This is a genomic window from Pseudidiomarina sediminum DSM 21906, from assembly GCF_000423165.1.
Lineage (GTDB): Bacteria > Pseudomonadota > Gammaproteobacteria > Enterobacterales > Alteromonadaceae > Pseudidiomarina > Pseudidiomarina sediminum.
Genome location: NZ_AUHL01000006.1, coordinates 326,928 through 347,027, shown reverse-complemented (window position 1 = coordinate 347,027; position 20,100 = coordinate 326,928). Strand labels below are relative to the sequence as shown.

Annotated in this window: 23 protein-coding genes; 21 read left to right on the top strand and 2 right to left on the bottom strand. The window is 52.1% G+C overall.

What is annotated here, in order from left to right:
• Positions 1-70 precede the first annotated feature (70 nt).
• From dusB to purD, 5 genes are all read left to right on the top strand, one after another.
• The gene (gene dusB / locus G535_RS0103295) at positions 71-1,036 is read left to right on the top strand and encodes a tRNA dihydrouridine synthase DusB (RefSeq protein WP_026860759.1); all 966 of its coding nucleotides are present in this window, start codon (positions 71-73) and stop codon (positions 1,034-1,036) included.
• Between the two features lie 19 nt (positions 1,037-1,055).
• The gene (fis, locus tag G535_RS0103290) at positions 1,056-1,349 is read left to right on the top strand and encodes a DNA-binding transcriptional regulator Fis (protein WP_026860758.1); all 294 of its coding nucleotides are present in this window, start codon (positions 1,056-1,058) and stop codon (positions 1,347-1,349) included.
• Positions 1,350-1,425: 76 nt separating this feature from the next.
• On the top strand, positions 1,426-2,997 hold the full coding sequence (purH, locus tag G535_RS0103285) for a bifunctional phosphoribosylaminoimidazolecarboxamide formyltransferase/IMP cyclohydrolase (protein WP_026860757.1): 1,572 nt from the start codon (positions 1,426-1,428) through the stop codon (positions 2,995-2,997).
• 66 nt (positions 2,998-3,063) lie between these two features.
• Complete coding sequence (locus G535_RS0103280) at positions 3,064-3,912, top strand: class I SAM-dependent methyltransferase (protein WP_026860756.1); 849 nt, start codon at positions 3,064-3,066, stop codon at positions 3,910-3,912.
• A 24-nt stretch (positions 3,913-3,936) separates the two neighbouring features.
• Positions 3,937-5,226: a phosphoribosylamine--glycine ligase gene (purD, locus tag G535_RS0103275; RefSeq protein ID WP_026860755.1), complete on the top strand. Its 1,290-nt coding sequence runs from the start codon at positions 3,937-3,939 to the stop codon at positions 5,224-5,226.
• A 46-nt stretch (positions 5,227-5,272) separates the two neighbouring features.
• Here purD and G535_RS0103270 read toward each other — a convergent pair whose 3' ends face one another.
• Together G535_RS0103270 and G535_RS0103265 are read right to left on the bottom strand one after the other, a co-directional pair.
• Positions 5,273-5,638: a MaoP family protein gene (locus G535_RS0103270; protein WP_026860754.1), complete on the bottom strand. Its 366-nt coding sequence runs from the start codon at positions 5,636-5,638 to the stop codon at positions 5,273-5,275.
• A 114-nt stretch (positions 5,639-5,752) separates the two neighbouring features.
• Positions 5,753-7,036: an acetyl-CoA hydrolase/transferase family protein gene (locus G535_RS0103265; protein WP_026860753.1), complete on the bottom strand. Its 1,284-nt coding sequence runs from the start codon at positions 7,034-7,036 to the stop codon at positions 5,753-5,755.
• 70 nt (positions 7,037-7,106) lie between these two features.
• Between G535_RS0103265 and G535_RS0103260 the strand changes: the two genes are divergently transcribed.
• The 16 genes from G535_RS0103260 to G535_RS0103185 all read left to right on the top strand — a co-directional run bounded on the left by G535_RS0103260 (position 7,107) and on the right by G535_RS0103185 (position 20,096).
• A complete protein-coding gene (locus tag G535_RS0103260; protein WP_026860752.1) occupies positions 7,107-7,478 on the top strand; it encodes a DUF423 domain-containing protein in 372 nt (123 codons plus the stop codon).
• A 19-nt stretch (positions 7,479-7,497) separates the two neighbouring features.
• Positions 7,498-8,118, top strand: coding sequence for an START domain-containing protein (locus G535_RS0103255; protein ID WP_051206931.1), 621 nt, complete (start codon positions 7,498-7,500; stop codon positions 8,116-8,118).
• 84 nt (positions 8,119-8,202) lie between these two features.
• Complete coding sequence (locus tag G535_RS12800; RefSeq protein ID WP_051206930.1) at positions 8,203-8,877, top strand: beta-ketoacyl synthase chain length factor; 675 nt, start codon at positions 8,203-8,205, stop codon at positions 8,875-8,877.
• Positions 8,840-9,682, top strand: a complete 843-nt coding sequence (locus G535_RS0103245; protein WP_241970479.1) for a lysophospholipid acyltransferase family protein — start codon at positions 8,840-8,842, stop codon at positions 9,680-9,682. Before G535_RS12800 ends, G535_RS0103245 begins: the two co-directional genes overlap by 38 nt.
• Positions 9,642-9,908 carry a phosphopantetheine-binding protein gene (locus tag G535_RS0103240; protein ID WP_026860749.1) on the top strand — a complete coding sequence of 89 codons (267 nt, stop codon included), beginning with the start codon at positions 9,642-9,644 and terminating at the stop codon, positions 9,906-9,908. Before G535_RS0103245 ends, G535_RS0103240 begins: the two co-directional genes overlap by 41 nt.
• A gap of 8 nt (positions 9,909-9,916) precedes the next feature.
• Positions 9,917-10,165 (top strand): acyl carrier protein, encoded by a 249-nt coding sequence (locus G535_RS0103235; RefSeq protein ID WP_026860748.1) that lies wholly within the window; start codon positions 9,917-9,919, stop codon positions 10,163-10,165.
• Between the two features lie 6 nt (positions 10,166-10,171).
• On the top strand, positions 10,172-10,723 hold the full coding sequence (locus G535_RS0103230) for a COG4648 family protein (RefSeq protein ID WP_026860747.1): 552 nt from the start codon (positions 10,172-10,174) through the stop codon (positions 10,721-10,723).
• Positions 10,698-12,002: an AMP-binding protein gene (locus G535_RS0103225; RefSeq protein WP_026860746.1), complete on the top strand. Its 1,305-nt coding sequence runs from the start codon at positions 10,698-10,700 to the stop codon at positions 12,000-12,002. Before G535_RS0103230 ends, G535_RS0103225 begins: the two co-directional genes overlap by 26 nt.
• Positions 11,999-12,364, top strand: a complete 366-nt coding sequence (locus G535_RS0103220; RefSeq protein ID WP_026860745.1) for an ApeI family dehydratase — start codon at positions 11,999-12,001, stop codon at positions 12,362-12,364. The genes G535_RS0103225 and G535_RS0103220 overlap by 4 nt, the downstream gene beginning before the upstream one ends.
• A gap of 1 nt (position 12,365) precedes the next feature.
• Positions 12,366-13,115, top strand: a complete 750-nt coding sequence (locus tag G535_RS0103215; protein ID WP_026860744.1) for a glycosyltransferase family 2 protein — start codon at positions 12,366-12,368, stop codon at positions 13,113-13,115.
• On the top strand, positions 13,112-14,056 hold the full coding sequence (locus tag G535_RS0103210; protein WP_034727411.1) for an LpxL/LpxP family acyltransferase: 945 nt from the start codon (positions 13,112-13,114) through the stop codon (positions 14,054-14,056). Before G535_RS0103215 ends, G535_RS0103210 begins: the two co-directional genes overlap by 4 nt.
• A 3-nt stretch (positions 14,057-14,059) precedes the next feature.
• Positions 14,060-15,601 carry an HAL/PAL/TAL family ammonia-lyase gene (locus G535_RS0103205; protein WP_026860742.1) on the top strand — a complete coding sequence of 514 codons (1,542 nt, stop codon included), beginning with the start codon at positions 14,060-14,062 and terminating at the stop codon, positions 15,599-15,601.
• Positions 15,601-16,011, top strand: coding sequence for an acyl-CoA thioesterase (locus tag G535_RS0103200; RefSeq protein WP_026860741.1), 411 nt, complete (start codon positions 15,601-15,603; stop codon positions 16,009-16,011). The genes G535_RS0103205 and G535_RS0103200 overlap by 1 nt, the downstream gene beginning before the upstream one ends.
• Complete coding sequence (locus G535_RS0103195) at positions 16,008-16,577, top strand: outer membrane lipoprotein carrier protein LolA (RefSeq protein ID WP_026860740.1); 570 nt, start codon at positions 16,008-16,010, stop codon at positions 16,575-16,577. Before G535_RS0103200 ends, G535_RS0103195 begins: the two co-directional genes overlap by 4 nt.
• A complete protein-coding gene (locus G535_RS0103190) occupies positions 16,564-18,837 on the top strand; it encodes an MMPL family transporter (protein ID WP_026860739.1) in 2,274 nt (757 codons plus the stop codon). Before G535_RS0103195 ends, G535_RS0103190 begins: the two co-directional genes overlap by 14 nt.
• Positions 18,837-20,096: an NAD(P)/FAD-dependent oxidoreductase gene (locus G535_RS0103185; RefSeq protein ID WP_026860738.1), complete on the top strand. Its 1,260-nt coding sequence runs from the start codon at positions 18,837-18,839 to the stop codon at positions 20,094-20,096. Before G535_RS0103190 ends, G535_RS0103185 begins: the two co-directional genes overlap by 1 nt.
• Positions 20,097-20,100: the final 4 nt, after the last annotated feature.

The following is a 20,100-nucleotide window of genomic DNA, read 5'->3' as shown; positions in this document are numbered from 1 at the left end:
ATTACAGCCTTTTCTTTCTGCGCTAAATTCCCTAAAATTTTCGACCCTTAAGTTGAACAGTTTTTAACCGATGCGGATCGGACCCTATCAGCTCGATAATCCAGTGATTCTTGCGCCCATGGCAGGCGTAACAGATCTCCCCTTCCGGCAGCTTTGCAGCGCCTTAGGGGCAGGCTTAACTGTCTCGGAGATGTTGTCGAGCAACCCGCGCGTGTGGCAAACAGAAAAGTCACAAAAGCGCATGGGGCATGCGGATGAGCCCGGTATCAAAGCTGTTCAAATCGCTGGCTGCGAACCCGAGTTAATGGCGGCTGCCGCGCAACATAATGTTGCCAATGGTGCGCAAATCATTGACATCAATATGGGTTGCCCAGCGAAAAAGGTAAATAAAAAGATGGCGGGCTCAGCGCTCTTGCAACATCCGGACTTGGTGGAGGCGATTGTCACCGCCGTGGTTGCTGCAGTCGAGGTTCCCGTTACTTTAAAAATCCGTACGGGCTGGGACCCTGACCATCGTAACGGTGTAGCTATTGCGCGACTTGCTGAACAAGCTGGTATTCAATCGCTCGCTGTCCATGGTCGTACTCGTGCTTGTATGTACAAAGGTGAAGCGGAGTATGAAACGATTCGTGCCATTAAACAGGCCGTGTCGATTCCCGTGGTAGCCAACGGCGATATCCGTTCTCCGGAGAAAGCCCGAGAAGTTCTTGATTACACCGCTGCCGACGCCGTGATGATCGGTCGAGGCGCGCAAGGTAATCCATGGCTGTTTCGTGAAATTGCCCATTATTTGGCAACCGGCGAGCAGTTGGCAAAACCGAGTACCGATGAAGTCCGTCAAGTGGTGCTGCAACATGTCCAACAGTTGCATGAGCACTACGGCGAAGTCACCGGCGTTCGGATTGCCCGCAAACACGTAGGCTGGTACTTACAAGAGCAGCAGCCTGCAACAGAATTTCGCCGGCACTTTGTTACGCTTGAGTCTGCTGAACAGCAGCTCGATGCGCTGGCGACGTTTTTTAACCCAGTAAACTAAGAAGAGATAGAGCGCACCTATGTTTGATCAAAACGCAAATCGTGACCAAGTTTCGCCATTCACTACAATGGGAAATAACGCCCAGCCAAAACCGCTGCGCGATTCGGTTAAGCAAGCATTGAACTCGTTTTTGAAGCAGCTCGACGGACAAGATCCAGAAGAGTTGTACGAGTTAGTCTTGGCCGAAGTAGAAGCCCCATTATTGGCCGAGGTCATGACCTACACGCGCGGTAATCAAACGCGTGCAGCGACCATGTTAGGCATTAACCGCGGTACGTTGCGCAAAAAATTGAAAAAATACGGCATGAACTAAGTGCCCCCTGAAAAAGAGCGCCCGTGCGCTCTTTTTTATTTTAAGAACAATGACTTAATGATTTTCAATGGTGATTATGATGGCTATTCGACCAATTCAACGCGCGCTTCTTAGTGTTTCTGATAAAACAGGTATTGTTGAGTTTGCCCAGGCACTTCAACAGCGTGGCGTACAGCTCCTTTCGACAGGTGGCACCGCACGTTTATTGCGTGACAATAACATTGCCGTAACCGATGTTTCTGAACACACCGGACAAGCGGAGATCATGGATGGTCGAGTGAAAACGCTCCACCCGAAAATCCACGGTGGTATTTTAGGACGTCGTGGTACCGATGACGCTCTGATGCAAGAACAAGCCATCGCGCCTATAGACATGGTCGTGGTGAACCTGTACCCGTTTGCGAATACAGTTGCAGATCCGAACTGCTCACACGAAGATGCGGTTGAAAACATTGATATTGGTGGCCCAACCATGGTGCGTGCGGCGGCCAAAAATCACCAAGACGTAACCATTATCGTAAATGCACACGACTATGCGCGTGTACTTGAAGAAATGGACGCGAACCAAAACAGCCTGACCTTCGACACCCGCTTTGATCTTGCCATTCGCGCGTTTGAGCACACGGCACAGTACGACGGCATGATCGCCAACTACTTTGGCGCCCGCTTGCCACAGCAAGAAAGCCAATTCCCGCGTACGTTCAACAGCCAATTCGCGAAGAAACAAGACTTGCGTTACGGTGAAAATAGCCACCAGAACGCGGCCTTTTACGTTGAAGCGCAACCGAGCGAAGCTTCTGTTGCCACGGCGATGCAGTTGCAAGGTAAAGAACTGTCTTTCAATAACATTGCTGATACCGACGCGGCGCTTGAGTGTGTTAAATCATTCCAGCAGCCAGCCTGCGTTATCGTAAAACACGCCAATCCATGTGGTGTTGCTGTGGGTGACAACTGTCTTGACGCCTATAACCGCGCCTTTACCACAGACCCAACTTCAGCCTTTGGTGGCATTATCGCGTTCAACCGCGAGCTTGACGAAGCAACTGCGAAAGCCATCATTGACCGTCAATTCGTAGAAGTGATTATCGCACCAAGCGTCAGCGCCGAAGCACAACAGATCGTCGCAACCAAAGCCAATGTGCGTTTGCTTGCCTGCGGCGAATGGTCGACAGAGCGCCCAGCAACACTGGATTACAAACGTGTAAGTGGCGGTTTGTTGGTACAAGACAGCGACCGTGGCGAAGTGACTGCAGCAGACCTCAAAGTCGTGAGCAAAGTACAACCGACGGCAGCGCAGTTGGAAGACTTATTGTTCTGCTGGAAAGTGGCCAAGTTTGTTAAATCAAACGCTATCGTCTATGCCAAAGACGGCATGACCATTGGTGTGGGCGCTGGACAAATGAGCCGCGTTTACAGTGCCAAGATCGCAGGCATTAAAGCTGCCGATGAGAACCTTGAAGTTGCCGGCAGTGTGATGGCATCCGATGCTTTCTTCCCATTCCGCGACGGCATTGACGCTGCAGCTGCAGCGGGTATCAAAGCGATTATCCAACCGGGTGGCTCAATCCGTGATGAAGAAATCATTCAAGCCGCCGATGAACACGGTATTGCGATGGTATTTACTGGGATGCGTCACTTCCGTCATTAATGACGTTGCCGAGACGCCTTTCGCGGTCTAGGATAGGACACATCAGAGACAACGTAAGGAGCCAACATGAAAGCAATGACGCAAATGATGACAGTAGCAGCGGCCACGCTGCTACTGATGGCCTGTGGCAATAACGACAGCACCAGCGAAGTCAGTGGTATGACCCTGACTCAGGCGGTCAATGAAAACCCAGCACGTGATCCAGAAAACCTCAAACGCGATGTCTACCGCAACCCAATTGAAACCTTAACCTTTTTCGATGTGCAACCGGATATGACGGTGGTCGAGATTTGGCCAGGTGGCGGTTGGTATACGGAGATCTTAGCGCCCTACTTGAAAGAGCAAGGGCAGCTTTATGCCGCGCACTTTCCACAATCAGAAACGCGTGACTTTTATGTCAATTCGCGCAAAAAATTTGTCGAGCGCGTCGCCTCTGATGAGGCATTTGGCGCCATTCAAGTGACTGAATTTGCGCCGTCGGAAAACAGTGCGATAGCTCCTGCAGGGAGTGTCGACCGTATTTTGACCTTCCGCAACTTGCACAACTGGTATATGGGGGGTGGTAACCAAGCACTCGAAGGCGCCTTCGCGACCTTTTACACCGCCTTAAAACCTGGTGGCATTCTTGGTGTGGTCGATCACCGCTTGCCCGAACAACGCCCGGTTACCGAACAAGATAGCTCTGGCTATATGAAAGCGAGTATCGCAATTGCTGCGGCACAAGCTGCGGGCTTTGTTCTGGTTGCGGAAAGTGACATTAACGCCAATCCAGAAGATACCGCGGCTCACCCGCGTGGCGTTTGGAGTCTGCCACCAACACTCAGTCTTGGCGAACAAGATCGTGCACGTTACCAAGCTATTGGTGAGAGTGACCGTTTTACCCTGAAATTTAAAAAACCTGAAACTTCTTCATAAGCGAAACAAGAGAGTCGACACGACATGAACGTACTTGTGATTGGCGGCGGTGGCCGTGAGCATGCGCTAGCATGGAAAGCGGCACAGTCGCCGTTGGTTGAAACCGTTTTTGTTGCACCTGGAAACGCGGGTACAGCGACAGAGCTTAAATTGGAAAACGTCGCTATTGCAGCCGACGATATCAACGGCTTGCTAGCCTTCGCGCAGCAAAACAGCGTTGAATTAACCATCGTTGGTCCTGAAGCACCTTTGGTTGCTGGCGTAGTGGATACGTTTAATGCTGCAGGCCTCAACATCTTCGGTCCAACCCAAGGTGCTGCGCAGCTCGAAGGCTCAAAAGCTTTTAGTAAAGACTTCCTCGCCCGTCACCAGATCCCGACAGCGGCTTACGGCACCTTCACTGACGTGGCAAGTGCGAAAGCCTATGTTCGCGAGCAAGGCACGCCTATCGTTATCAAAGCCGACGGTCTAGCCGCAGGTAAAGGTGTCATCATCGCTGAAAATGAGGCGCAAGCCGATGCTGCCATTGACGATATGTTGGCTGGCAATCGTTTCGGTGACGCCGGTAGCCGTGTTGTCATTGAAGAGTTTTTGGTTGGCGAAGAAGCTAGCTTCATCGTTATGGTCGATGGTAAAACGGCACTGCCTTTTGCCAGCAGCCAAGATCACAAAGCCCGTGACAATGGCGACAAAGGCCCGAACACCGGTGGTATGGGAGCCTATTCTCCAGCGCCAGTGGTTACCCCGGCTGTGCACCAATGGGTGATGGATCAAGTAATCGCACCTACGGTTGCAGGGATGGCTGCGGAAGGTCATCCGTATACCGGTTTCTTGTACGCGGGTTTGATGATTGCGCCTGACGGTACTGCCAAAGTATTGGAATACAACTGCCGGTTCGGTGACCCTGAAACGCAACCGATTATGATGCGCTTACAGTCCGATCTCGTCAGCTTATGCCTTGCTGCATGTAAGGGTGAATTAGCAGACACCAGCATCGATTTTGATCCACGCGCGACCGTTGGTGTGGTGATGGCAGCCGGCGGTTACCCTGACAGTTACGCTAAAGGTGAAGTGATCCATGGCTTAGCTGATGCGGATACTAGCGACACCAAAGTGTTCCACGCGGGTACGCAACGCTTAGACAATGGCGATATTGTTACATCTGGTGGGCGTGTGTTGTGTGTTACCGCAATTGCTGACACTGTCGGTCAAGCGCAGCAGAAGGCTTACGCTGGCGTGAATAAAATCAATTGGCAAGATGCCTACTATCGCACCGATATTGCGCACCGCGCGATCGCTCGCGAACAGGCCTAGCGAAAGGTTGCGTCCTCGCCTGCTGCGAGGACGCAACAACTATCTCTCAGTCTTCGACAACGATATCATCGTCATCACTACCTGACACTTCAAACGCTTCATCAGTGTAGCGACTGCGACCGTACATACTCCCCACTTTCGGACGATTAATACGGCTTTGATATTTCGACCAAGCTTTCTCTAATGGCGTTTCCGCCGCTTTCTCACCACGCGCCACAGCGACCAGTGACTGCTCTTCGGCAGACATAGGTTCTAACTCGCCGTTCACCAACGCGGCAACCAAGCTTCCATGTTTGCTTAACAGGTCACTTTCACGAATGGAAAAGTCACCTGAGCGAGCAAAACCATAAGGGTAATTTTTGAAGTCGTTAAACGCCTTCTTGGTAATGAGTTCACGGTTGTTTGATGTCATCGCAAGTCTTCCTCCAGACCAACAACTACAGGGAATAATGTTCGCCTCTTTCGACACTGACGATATAGAGGCGAACACAACCGTTGTCAATAACTATTTTGAACTTTTCTAAAATTAAACCTTTACCGCGAGTCCCCAATCGTCGCGTGCGGCGCGTGCGAGCGCTTCTCGAAACTGCGGTGCAGCTACTTGAATTAAAGCTTCGGCACGTTCGGTAAGGCTTCTGGCACGCAGATTCGCAACGCCATACTCGGTGACGATGTAGTGCACATGCGCCCGGGTGGTAACCACCCCAGCGCCAGGTGCTAGCAATGAGCTAATTCGCGACACACTGCCGCCACGCGCGGTTGCAGGTAAGGCGATCACTGAGCGACCGCCTTCGGAGAGACTCGCACCACGGACAAAGTCCATCTGCCCACCGACCCCGGAGTAAACTTGGGTCCCGATAGAGTCGGCGCAGACTTGCCCAGACAGATCCACTTGTAAGGCACTATTAATCGCCATCACTTGCTTATTTTGCCGAATGACCGCGGTGTCGTTGGTGTACTCAACGTCGAGGAATGCCACTTGCGGATTATCATCAACAAAGTCGTAAAGCTTTTGACTACCCATGGCGAAGGTTGTGACGATACGCCCTCGGTGCTTATGTTTACGGGCGTTGTTAATGACGCCGCTTTCGACCAGCGGCAACACCCCATCGGAAAACATTTCGGTATGAATGCCTAAATCACGATGATTGCCTAAACACGCGAGGGTCGCATCAGGAATCGCGCCTATCCCCATTTGTAAGCAATCACCGTCGTCAATCAGCTCGGCGACACGCTCACCGATACGGCGCGTAACGTCATCTTGTTGCGGTTGCCGGTGCAATGGAAGTGCCGCTGCTTCTTCAAAGTAACGATCAATGCGGCTGACATGAATAAAAGAATCGCCGTGAGTACGCGGCATCTTAGGGTTCACCCATGCAATGACTTTCTTAGCGACTTGCAACGCTGCCCGAGTCGCTTCCACGGAAATGCCTAAACTGCAGTTGCCGTGCGCATCGGGAGGTGACACCTGAATAAGTGCCACATCAACAGGCTGTTCGCCTGAGCGAAACAGCTTCGGAATTTCTGATAAGAAAATAGGCACATAGTCAGCCAAGCCCTGCTGTACCGCTGGCCGCGTTGACTTGCCCACAAAAAAAGCGCGTTGACGCAAATGCCCTTGCAACGCAGGGTCCGCCAGCACCTCGCTATGCTCAGTGTGTAATTGTAGCAAGGTCATGTTGTTTCGCTGCAAAGCAACTTCGGCAAGTCCATGCAGCAGCTTATAGGGTGTGGCAGCCATTGACTGACACCAAATAACGTCATTATCACTGAGAATTTCCAATGCTTTTACTGCATTCGCGACACGCATTTTCGCTCCTTTTAGGGTACAGTAGTCTCTCGCAAACCTAGCCACTTCGTTCAGTTTAGTAGGTTCATCTATGAAACGTTTCGCAATGCTTGGTGCCATTAACATGATGCTTGGTATCATCCTTGGCGCTTTCGCAGCTCACGGACTCAAGTCAGTGCTTACTCCAGAGGCATTGGCGATTTTTCAAACCGGCGTACAATACCATATCTATCATGCCCTAGGATTGATCCTCGTCGCCTTATTGCAAATTCCCTATCCAAACTCTGGAGGGGTGCGAACCGGTGGTTGGTTGTTGTTGGCAGGGATTATTCTATTTTCGGGGAGCCTCTATTTAATGGCATTAACCGGTATCACATGGTTTGGTCCAATCACCCCCGTCGGCGGCGCCTGCTTTATCATTGGTTGGCTGTGGATTTTCTGGGCCATGTTACGTGAGTGGTAAGCCGATGAGGTGGCTGGCGATGCTCGCGCTAACCTTACTACTGCCCGTGCAGGTAAGCGCGACACCACAAGAGTGGCAAGAGTACGCCACGACTGAGCATAGCTATATTGCCTATCGCAGTTTGCCCAGCGGCGTCACAGAACTGAAAGCCGAACTCACCACGACGGCTCGTCTTGGTAGTTTTTTGCACCTACTTGAAAACACTGCGTCTATCAGCGATTGGGTGCCGCATGCCGAAAAGGCAACCCTGATTGCGCAGCCACAAACGAACGTGCATATTGTCCATACCCAGTTTGAAGGCATGTTCCTGATCGCGCCGCGCGAAATGGTCACCCGAAGCCAATGGCAACAAGATCGCGAAAGCTTAACGGTAACTATCGATGTCAGCGACGCTAGTGATGAGTACAACGTTGCCACACAAGGCGTGCTGATGACGGCAGTCGCATTTCGTTGGACGATTACACCACTCAACGACAAACGCATTCGCATCACCTATCAAGGTTATGCAGATCCAGCGGGACGTTTACCTGACTTTATTGCCCGCAAAGCAGCCTTACGCGCGATGAAAAAAACACTTGCTCAGCTTCCGCAGGCGTTGGAAAATTATCCCCGTGCGTACACAGGTATTGTTGAGCCTTAAACCGAATTGTTGGTTTTTTGAAAACAACTACTGATTTGTGTATTATCCGCTTCTTTTGAAGCTCGTTCACACAAGACATTGCCCATGTTGATGTTCAGCAAAGCCGCCGTTATGGCCCAAAATGACGATGCCTACGCGCAAGACCCGCTGCAATCGATCCCCGCATCGACACGGCGGCGCTTAAGCCCGTACGCCAAACTGCTCATGCGGGGCGTTTTGCAGTTGCTTGAACACCACCCGCAGGCGGCAAAGATCCCGGTGGTCTTAGCCTCTCAACATGGCGATTTGCACCGCACTATTAAGCTATTGCATGAACTTGCAGCGGACCAGCCTTTGTCCCCCACCCAATTTAGTTTGTCGGTGAATAATGCGGTGCTCGGGCAACTCAGCATTTTACTCGGGAATACGGCAGCCATGACCACCATAGCTGCCGGTGAACGTACGTTTGCGATGGGGTGGCTAGAGGCGAGCTTACAATTACAGCAGGCGCCTGAAGTCCTCTTCATTTATACTGATGAGCCGCCACCTGAGCCCTATCTTGAACACGCAGCTTTACCTGAGCGCAGCTTTACCTTTGTCACCCTGTTAAGTCGTGAAGAAGGCTGTCCAGTGCGCTTTGAAACGCATCAAGCAGCAACTGCAAATACTTCACTGATCAGCGCTGCCGAGCACTTACAACGCAGCATCACCCAACTGCAAGCGACCCAGGTCGAGCTTTGCCGTGATAACCAACGTTGGCAGTGGCATGTTGGGGGCTAGTTGGCGTTGGTTGAACCAAACTTGGCGGCGTTTTGCGACGGGGCTTTGCTTCGTTGTGTTTGGCCTCGGTGGTCTCGTCATGTCGCTGACGGCATTACCCCTGCTCAAGTTACGTGCCTACGGTGATCCTGCACGCCAGCAACAAATGGCAAAGCAAATGGTACAAAAGACCTTTCGCTTTTTCATTGGCTTAATGCGCGCTACTGGCGTGTTTAACTTTGATTTTCCAGCTCGCCAACAGCTGCAAAACTGTCGTGGTCAGGTCATCATCGCCAACCACCCGAGTTTGATTGATATCGTTGCCCTTATTTCTTTTGTGCCCAACGCTGACTGCGTCGTCAAGGCACACTTGTGGCATAACCCTTTCATGCGAGGTGTGATAAAATCGTCCGGTTACATTAGCAACGGCGACCCCGACGGACTCATCACTGATTGTCAGCGCTCACTAGCGCAAGGAAATAATCTCATTATTTTTCCTGAAGGTACCCGTACTGAGCCTGGGCATGCTTTTAAGTTCCAGCGCGGGCCTGCCAATCTGGCCCTGCGAACAAACAGTGATTTAGTTGCGCTACGGGTTGCGTGTGACCCTGTTACGCTAATAAAAAATGAGCCTTGGTATTGTGCTCCCAAACAAAAGCCAACCCTTACCATTGGCTATTTGCGTTTGGTTGAAATTGCCCCTTACCAAGACGACACAGCAAGTATCGCAGCCCGCAAGCTCACGCGCGATCTTGAAAGCTATTACAACAAGGTATTGGAAAGTAATGGAAACTTTAAAACAAGAACTGAAAACGCTGATCATTGAAGCCTTGGATCTCGAAGATGTCGGCGTTGCTGACATTCGCGATGATGCTCCGCTCTTTAGCGACGAGAACGATGGCCTTGATCTTGATTCAATTGACGCGCTTGAGTTGGGCCTAGCGATCAAAAAAGCTTTCGATGTAAAGCTTGATGCGAATGCAACAGACACCAAGCAACATTTCTACAGTGTAAATACTCTGGCTGACTTCATCACCAGCCAGAAAGGATAATGAGTACCATGCAAACGAAAGAAGATGTCTACCAGCAGTTGCAACAGATCCTAGTTGAAGACTTTGAGCTGGAAAGTGATGCCATTCGCCCTGACGCGAACCTCTACCAAGATTTAGATCTTGATAGCATTGATGCGGTAGATTTAGTGGTAAAACTACGTGAAATCACGGGTAAAAAGATCAGTCCAGACGCATTTAAAGCGGTGCGCACCGTCGAAGATGTTGTCAACGAAGTTTATGCGCTCATGCAAAGTTAAGCGACCATGATGCAGCCCGTCCGTGTCCTGATTGCCATTGCGCTGATCGCTTACCCGCTTTGGGTAGCGGGATTAGTGCATGCAGGGCACACGGACAAACTCTGGTGGATTTTGTGTTTATTGGTGTTACCGCAACTCGTGGTCAGCGACTGGCGCCAACCGCGCACGTATATTTTGGTTGCCGCCGTCGCGCTGGTCGTGCTTGGCGCTTGGTGGGTTGATCCCATCGCCGGGGCATTATTTTATCCCGTTTGGATGAACTTAGGTTTCTTGCTGGTGTTTGCCGGCTCCTTACTACAAAAACCAGCCATTATCACGCGCTTGGCACAGGCCATGGAAGGTGAACTAACGCCAGCGGCGATTCGTTATACCGAACGAGTCACGCTAGTGTGGTGCCTGTTTTTTTGTGTCAATGGCGCGCTCGCTTTATGGACCGCGCTGCTGGCAAATCTCAAACTTTGGACCCTCTACAATGGTGTGATTGCCTACATTGCCATGGGGGCACTCATGTTGATCGAATTAGGAGTACGACGTGTGGTCAAAAAGCGACAGCAATAATTGGCAAATTTCGCTGTCTCAGCAACAGTTTATCGACCACTGTAACGCAGCGCGGCGCATCATCGCGACCAGCGATAGCCAGCGCTGGCTCTTATTCAATGAAGACCGCTACACTTTTGCTGTTTGGTTATTTGCCCTCCTTGGTGAGCATCGCACCCCCGTTATGCCACAGAATGCACAACCTGAAACGCTTAGTTTTTTGGCCGATCATGTCGATGCCCACGCGCCGACACAGCTGCCAGACATCGACCCACGACAGTTAACTGCGGCCTCACTGACAGGACGCTTAGACACGCGTATTACCTTATTCACCTCCGGTTCGAGTGGCCAGCCTCAAGCGATTCACAAAAGCATCGCACAATTGCTGCACGAAGTGCACACGTTAGAGCAGGCCTTCGGTGCACACCTTGGTGACGCAGAAGTACTCAGTAGTGTGACCCATCAACATATCTATGGGCTGCTCTTCACGGTGTTGTGGCCGATTTGTTGTAATCGCCGTTTTGACTCGCCGCCCGTCCAGTATCTTGAGCAATGGCATGGGTTTCATCAACATGGCCGCCGCTACTACTTCGTCAGCAGCCCAGCGCACTTGCAACGCTATGAAGCCTTAGCGCCACTTGCCGAGCCAAGCGCAAGTTTACGCTATGTCTTTTCCTCCGGTGGTCCATTAGCTGCTGCTGTGCCTGAGCGTTTTGTCGCGGCGCAGTTGGCCGCCCCCGTTGAAGTATATGGCAGCACTGAAACCGGTGGCATTGCCTGGCGGCAACGACACAACCGAGCGACCGCTTTCACTTTGTTCCCCGGTGTCGATATTACACTGTCGGCCGAGCAACGACTCAGCGTGCGCTCACCGCATCTGCCCGACACGAACTGGTTTACCACCGAAGATCGTGTGCAGCAGCTTGATGCGCATCACTTTGAATTGCTCGGGCGGATGGATAGGATTGTAAAAATCGCAGAAAAGCGCGTCTCACTGACCGAGCTTGAACAGTTTTGCGCCACCCACCCGTGGGTTGCCCAAGCACGTTGCTGCATCTTAAGCGAACCCAAAAGCACTCTGGGATTAGTCGTCGTCCTTACCGAGCAAGGCCAACAAATGTTGGCACACGAAGGCCGATTGACCTTGCGTAAAGCCCTACGTGAACACTTGCAACGCCGCTTCGAGAAAGTTGTGTTACCGCGCAAGTATCGCTACGTTAGCCATTACCCGTTGAATGCGGCTGGGAAAATCACTCAGGCCGCGTTGCAACAATTGTTTATTGAGAATGTGTCACTATGAAACCACAGCTTCCCGAATTCACGCAGCTGCGTCAGGACACCACGCCTGAAGGGCGTCCGCTACTGCAGATTGACTTCACTTTGGCGCCTGATTCAGTGTATTTCCAAGGACACTTTCCCGAGGCGCCTTTACTGCCGGGTGTCACGCAACTTGATTGGGCGGCCCAAATTGCTGCAGATCATTGGCACACACCGCGTTCAGTCAGCACCATTGAGGTACTGAAATTCAATGACATGCTATTGCCACGCGCTGACGTGACCCTGCGCCTAGAGTTCAAACGTGATAACTGTGTGGTCTTCCGCTATCAGTGTGGTGAGCGTGCGATGTCATCTGGACGACTGATTTTTGCTGAGCCGAGCTAATATGTTGCAGCGTTGCTTTGTCATCCCAATTTACAATCATCACGACACTATCGCCGCGACAGTGACGCAGTTACTGCCCTACCAGCTTCCGATTATCATTATTGATGATGGCTCTGATGCGGCGACGAAAGAGGCATTAGCTGCCTTGCAACAACAGTACCCACAGTGGGTGGCGGTGCATCATTTGCCGGTGAATACGGGGAAAGGTGGGGCTGTGATGGAAGGATTGCGGCAAGCGCACCAGCGTGGATTAACGCATGCGCTGCAAATTGATGCTGACGGCCAACACGATGCCAACGACATTCCGCGTTTCTGGGACTGCGCGGCAAAGCATCCTGAGGCCCTTATCAGTGGCGCACCGCAATACGACGATTCAATTCCAACAGCACGTAAAATCGGCCGACAAATCACGCATTTTTGGGTACACATTGAAACTTTGTCGCTGCAAGTGAAAGACACTATGTGTGGCTTCCGGGTGTATCCGGTTGCGGCCACACTAGCCACCATTGAAGCACATTGTCCCGGCGCGCGGATGGACTTTGATATCGAGATTATGGTGCGCATGTATTGGCGTGGTATCGCTATGTACTTTATTCCGACCAAGGTCATTTACCCAGAGGGTGGGCGCTCTCACTTTCAGGGCTTAGCGGACAACTGGCGCATATCAAAAATGCATACACGGTTGTTTTTTGGCATGTTGCTGCGGTTACCGAAACTGTTGGCACGTAAGTGCCGGCGAGGCACAGCATGAGCCATTGGGCGAAAAAAGAAGAACGCGGTAGTTACTGGGGCATCGTCTTTATCTTGCGCGCCTATAAGTATGGCGGTCATTGGTTGATGCGACTGGTACTCGCGCCGGTCATTTTATACTTCTTTTTGACCGGTGGTGATGCGCGTCGCGCTTCATTAAGCTACTTGCAGCGCTTGCATCAGTTTTCCGGGCCAGCCTCGCCCTTTGCCAGAGCTCCGAACTGGCGGAACAGTTTGCGCCATTTTTGGCAATTTGGCCTGGCCTCGCTGGCAAAAACCGATGCTTGGATTGGTCGCATTCAACGCACTGATGTACAAAACTGTGGCAATACCCTCTTTCAAGATCTTGAACAACGGAGTGAGGGCGGCATCCTCATCGGTAGCCACCTTGGCAACCTTGAAGTCGCCCGCGCTATCGCCAGTAGCAACTACAGCAAGCGCATGAATGTCTTGGTATTTACCGAACATGCACAAGCCTTTAACCGGGCGCTACAAGAACTCAATCCGAGTGTCGCCATTGATATCATTCAAGTCACCTCTATCGATATGGCGCTGGCCATTCGCTTGCGTGAACGGGTGGATCAAGGTGAATTTGTGGTGATTGTTGGCGACCGCGTCTCGGTGACAGACGCCAGTCAAAGTGTCCAGCACGACTTTCTTGGTGCTCCAGCACCTTTTGCCATAGGTCCATGGGTACTTGCTAGCGTGCTTGAATGCCCGGTTTATTTGCTATTCTGTTTGCGTCGCACTGAAGACGCTGGCTTCGATTTACATTTAGATTTGCTCACAACGCAACTCAAACTACCGCGACGTGAGCGCCAGCAAGCGATTCAAGAGGTACTCTCACGCTATGTTGCGAAGCTGGAAATGCTCTGTCAACGTTACCCGTACCAATGGTTCAACTTTTATTCTTTTTGGCAACAACACGACAAGGATCTGTAACCGATGTCCGTAGCAACCCTAGCGTTTGGCGGCAAACGCATCACCATTGACGACATTATTCGGCTCACTCAACAGCAGTGCACAGCGGGCTTGAGCGATGACACCGGATTTCGTCAGCGGATCAATGCAGGCACCGCTTTTTTAGATAAGCTACTGCGTGAAGATGGGGTGATTTACGGGGTCACCACAGGCTATGGCGACAGCTGTACGGTCAAGGTTCCACTCGAGCTCGTGCACGAACTGCCAATTCATCTAACGCGGTTCCACGGCTGCGGCTTAGGCAACCATTTTAGCGACGACAGTGTGCGCGCAATCTTAGCGACCCGCCTATGCTCACTCGCGCAAGGCTACTCAGGCGTTAGCTGGGCCTTGATGGAGCGCCTCGTGGTGATGCTGAATCACAATATTCTGCCATTGATCCCTGAAGAGGGTAGCGTCGGCGCCAGCGGCGATCTGACGCCACTATCTTATGTGGCCGGTGCACTTATCGGCGAGCGCGAGGTGCGCTACCAAGGCCAAACGCGCGCAAGCGCTGAAGTATTCGAAGAGCTTGGCTTAGCGCCATTGAGCTTACGTCCCAAAGAAGGCTTAGCGATCATGAATGGTACTGCGGTGATGACCGCTTTAGCCTGTCAGGCGTGGCATCGTGCCGAGTACCTCTCGCGTTTATCAGCCCGCATCACGGCACTTGCCAGCATTGCGCTGCAAGGCAACAGTAATCACTTTGATGATAAGCTTTTTGCGGTGAAGCCACACCAAGGTCAGCAACGCATTGCCAGTTGGATTCAGCACGACCTGAATCATTTTGAGCACCCTCGTAATTCCGATCGTTTGCAAGATCGCTACTCCATTCGCTGCGCACCACATGTTATTGGCGTGCTGCGTGATGCGCTACCATGGTTCCAAACAACCATCGAAAATGAACTCAACAGTGCCAATGACAATCCAATCATTGACGGTGAAGGTGAACACGTCCTGCACGGAGGGCACTTTTACGGTGGCCATATCGCCATGGTTATGGACAGCATGAAAACAGCGGTGGCTAACTTGGCGGACTTACATGATCGCCAGATGGCTTTGTTAATGGACACGAAGATGAACAACGGCCTGCCTGCCAACTTGTCCGCTGCAAAGGGGGCGCGCCAGCCCATCAACCATGGATTTAAAGCCGTGCAGATTGGCTGCTCAGCTTGGACTGCAGAAGCCTTAAAGCTAACCATGCCAGCCAGTGTCTTTTCACGTTCGACCGAGTGCCACAACCAAGATAAAGTAAGTATGGGCACCATTGCTGCACGTGATTGTTTACGCGTGCTGGAGCTGACCGAGCAGGTCATGGTGGCAACCTTATTGGCCACCGTACAAGGGGTACAGCTGCGCCGACAACAGGCTGGGCAAACACAGTGTAGCGCGGCGATTGATGCGATGCTTGCAGATATCAGCGCAGACTTCACCTTGGTGCAAGAAGATCGCCCTCTAGAAGCAGAGCTTCGTTATTGGCTTGAGCAAGTCCGAGCACAACGCTGGACCCTCTATAAGGACGAATGATGTATCAAACGCGTTTGAAGATAAATGTGCCATTTTTTGATGTCGATGCCATGCATGTGGTCTGGCATGGGCATTATGTGAAGTATTTAGAAATGGCACGCAGCGAACTGTTACGACTGTTTAACTACGATTATCCCGAGATGGAAGCGAATGGCCACCTTTGGCCCATCGTTGACCTACGCCTAAAGTATGTCGCGTCGGCGCGCTATGGCCAAGATGTTGAGGTCATTGCAACGCTGAAAGAGTGGGAACATCGCTTGCGCATTGATTATGTGATTCAGTGCTGTGACACCGAACAGGTGCTGACCAAAGCAACCAGTATTCAAGTCGCCGTCGCCATCGATACCCAAGAGATGTTGTTCGAGTCACCACCAATCTTATTTGAGCGTCTTGGGGTGGAGCCGTCATGAGCCTCTATCGTTACCTGTTGTTACTGAGCTGCACAATCATCATGCTAGGGAGTCCTCGTGTGGGTGCACAAGATGCTCCTTCCGATGCCCTCAAAAACTTTCTCGCTGCCCAACAGCAACCGCTCCCGTTGCATGTCAATTTTGTCCAACGCCGTAGCATTGAGGGTTTACCACGTCCTTTGGTTAGTGAAGGTGAGCTGACCATTACTGCAACGCAAGTTCTTTGGCATACCCAACAACCCTTGCAACAACAATTAACCATCAGCGCTGAGGGCATCACCGCTGGTGGAGATGGCACAACCATGCGTGGTAGCGAAGTGGTCGCACAACTGCTCCTCGCGGTCTTGCAAGGTGACGCTGAAGCCTTAGCGCAAAGTTTTAGCTATCAACAGACCGAACACTGCCTTGCCCTACAACCCAAAGCCGCGCAGTTGCAACAGTTTATTCGTGAGATCACAAGTTGTGGTAGCGCCGGCATCGAACAAGTGACGATTGAAGAAACCCAAGGCAACCGTAGCGTCATCACCTTCACCCCACGTGAATCACAAGCAGATGCAACGCACTAGAGGGTTCGCTTGGTTCCTCCTGCTGGTTGCTGGCGCAGTGCTAAGCGGCCTGCTGGCGGTGCGAGTACCAATGGTGCAATGGCAAAGTAGCCTACTTGATACGTTGCCCCAAGAAGCTGATCCCTATCATAAACGTTACCTCGCCAGTCAAAAGCCGAACGAACAACGCTTTTTGCTACTGTTTAGTGGTCCCGAAGAGCTACAAGCGCCACTGCAAAAGTTGCTTACCGCGCAGCTCACAGCACTGACCGAACACGCGTCAGGCATTACCCCCCTCAGTGGGCAAAGCAGTGCCCAGTTCTTGCAGGTTTACGCGGAGCACGCTGGCTACTGGGCGACGCCAGCGGCCCTAACGCTCCTGCAACACGACCCACAGCAGTTGATTAACAACGCCCAGCAACGTCTACAGCAACCGTTGCCGGTCTGGGCAGATATCCAACAAGATCCACTCCTGCTCGGTCAAACTTACGTCGAATCTTTACCCGAAGTATTTCCGGGCTTTCAGGCTTCAGGCCCTCTCTATCAGCGTCGACAAGGTGACGTCTTCCAACTGCTACTGCCGCTGACGAGCACAGCCGATGCACTGAGTCAAACTGCCGCCGAGCAGGTGACGCAACAGGTCGAACAGCTCATTGCGCAGGTGCAACAACAGTTCCCACAGGTCGAGGTGGCGCGCAGCGGGCTTATTTTCCATGCCAGTGCCGCAGCCGCACAAGCAAAATCGGAAATGACTTGGTTTGGTGGGCTTTCCGTCATCGTGGTGTTGTTGCTGTTGCTTTGGGTCTTTCGTTCGCTTCGACAATTATTTTTTGCTGCGCTGACACTCGCGTTGTCGTCACTGGCTGGGATCACCGCCGTACTATGGGCCTTTCCCCACGCGCACCTATTAACACTGGTCTTTGCCACCACCTTAATTGGGCTATGTATCGACTACGTCTTTCATGCCAGCATCGGTGCCAGCCACGGTCGGCACAGCTGGCGTCACGTGGTGCCAGCGCTACTGTTAGGAGCCTGTACCACCATCGCCGGCTTTCTCCTCTTGCTCGGGTTACCACTCCCTCTGATGCAGCAGCTCGGCGTGTTTATGGCAGCAGCATTAGCGGTCGTGCTGCTGGTCGTCTTACTGACCCCTCAACTTGGACTGGCACAGTCGCCGAAACCACAATGGCAAGCACTCCACCAAACTCTGGAAAATGGCTATCAGCGCCTTAGCTCGCGCCTACGGCTAAGTCTCCTCTGTATCGCCTGTTTTGTGCCAGTTGCCACTTTGGCTGCACTTTACGATACGGACGATGCGGTGCAACAATTGGCATCATCACCGGCATCTTTGCTAGCACAAGAACAGCATGTGCGCGCGCAAACCTCCGCCTATTATGATGCCGATGTGATTCTTCTGCGTGGCCCAGACATTGCTGCACTGTATCCGATATATGGCGAAATCAATGCGTTGCTGCCGCAGTGGCAACAGCAAGGGATACTCTCGCGTTGGCAAAGTTGGTTTGACTATGTACCGACTCCACAACAACTCGCGACGACCCAAGCGGCTTTGGAAAAGCTCTGGCAACAGCCCGAGGGGCAAGCCTATCTGAGTTGGCTCGGCATTGACGCGCCGAGCTATCCGCCAACGTCAGGCGGTATTGCGCACCATCCACTGTACCCCGCGTTTTTTAACGCTCAGGAAAATGACGCTGCGGCCGTTGCCATCATCCGCCTCGCTGATATAACTGACCGCGCCGCGTTAAAGCAGGCGCTACAACACTGGCCTCAAGCTGAGCTTTTCAACCCCCTCACGCAAGCCAGTGATTCGCTGGCACTGTATCGTCAACAACTGGCACTCTGGTTACTCGGTTTATTGGCCCTAGCGTGGCTACTGCTCACCTGGCGCCTGCCCGCCGAAAAACTACAGCAGCGGGCCCTGATCAGTACGCAGATCATCGTCATTATTATCAGCGCCATTGCTTGTGCTTTTAGCGTTGCCTTGCTCAGTCAGGCGCTGAACCTATTTCATCTTATCGGCGCCATGCTCGTGGTTGTGTTAGGGATCGACTATGGGGTGTTTTGCGCTAGCCCCATTCAGCGTGCACACGCACTGCAAGCTATTAGTATTTCCGCGCTAACGACCATGGTCGCGTTTGGTGCACTAAGCTTCAGTAGCACCCCTGCTATCGCCGCGTTTGGCACCACTGTTTTGGTTGGGGTTGGGGTGACTGCCTTGCTGGCACCCGTTCTCTCTACCGCCTATTTCAAAGGACATTCCTAGTGCAGTTCAACCATTCTCTTTACGATGTGATCATTATCGGCGCTGGTCCATCGGGCGCCGCCGCAGCAGCCATGCTTGCGCAAGCAGGGCAACGGGTGCTGGTACTTGAACGGCAGCACTTTCCGCGCTTTTCTATTGGCGAAAGTCTGTTGCCGCAATGTATGAGCTATTTGGCGGAAGCAGGCTTGCTAGCTGCTGTAGAACGCGAAGCTGAAGCCTTGAGCTTTCAGTTTAAAAACGGTGCAGCCTTCTATCGCGACGGCGACAAAACCCATTTTGATTTTACAAAGAAGTCATCGCCTGGGCCCGGTACGACCTATCAAATCAAACGTGAACATTTTGATAATCTCCTGATCAATGAAGCTGCGGCTTATGGCGCAGAGGTCAAACACGGCATCCAAGTGGATGCGGTCGATTTAGACGCACCGGAAGGCGTCGCCTTAAGCTGTACCGTCTTAGAGCAGCAAACGACGCTGCGTATTTGTGGACGCTTTTTGCTCGACGGCAGTGGTTTTGGACGGGTGTTGCCGCGCCTGCTAGAGCTTGAGTACCCGTCGGACTTCCCCGTCCGCCAAGCGGCGTTTTGTCATGTCCGTAGTAAGCTTGCGCACCCTGCATTCGACCCGAATAAGATTTTGATCACAGTTCACCCAAAGCAGCCTGAACTGTGGTTTTGGCTCATTCCATTTGCCGACAACACTGCCAGTTTCGGCGTGGTTGGCGGCACTGAGTATTTCGACCCAGCACAAACACCTGCCGAGGCGTTATGGCAAAAAGTCGCAGACGAACCTTTTTTGGTTGAGCTCTTAGGCGACTATGACGTCATTCGCCCAGAACAGGTGCTGACCGGTTACTCCGCCAATGTGCGACAACTCTACGGAAAGCGCTTCGCGTTGTTGGGCAACGCAGGTGAGTTCCTTGATCCGGTCTTTTCTTCCGGTGTCACTATTGCACTTAAGTCATCGGTCATGGCGGTGCCGCTAGTCCTGCGCGAATTAGAGGGTGAACCGGTAGACTGGGAAACAGAGTTCAGTCAGCCACTACGAAAAGGTATCGACACCTTCCGCACTTTTGTTAAAGGCTGGTATAATTGCACGTTTCAAGATGTTATTTTTTACCGTCAGCAACAGGAACAAATAAAAGCGATGATTTGCTCTATTCTTGCTGGCTACGCATGGGACACAAGCAACCCGTTTGTAAAAGAGAGTGAGCGTCGACTGCGCGTCGTTTCTGAATTATGCCAAACCGATACGTACTAAGTTT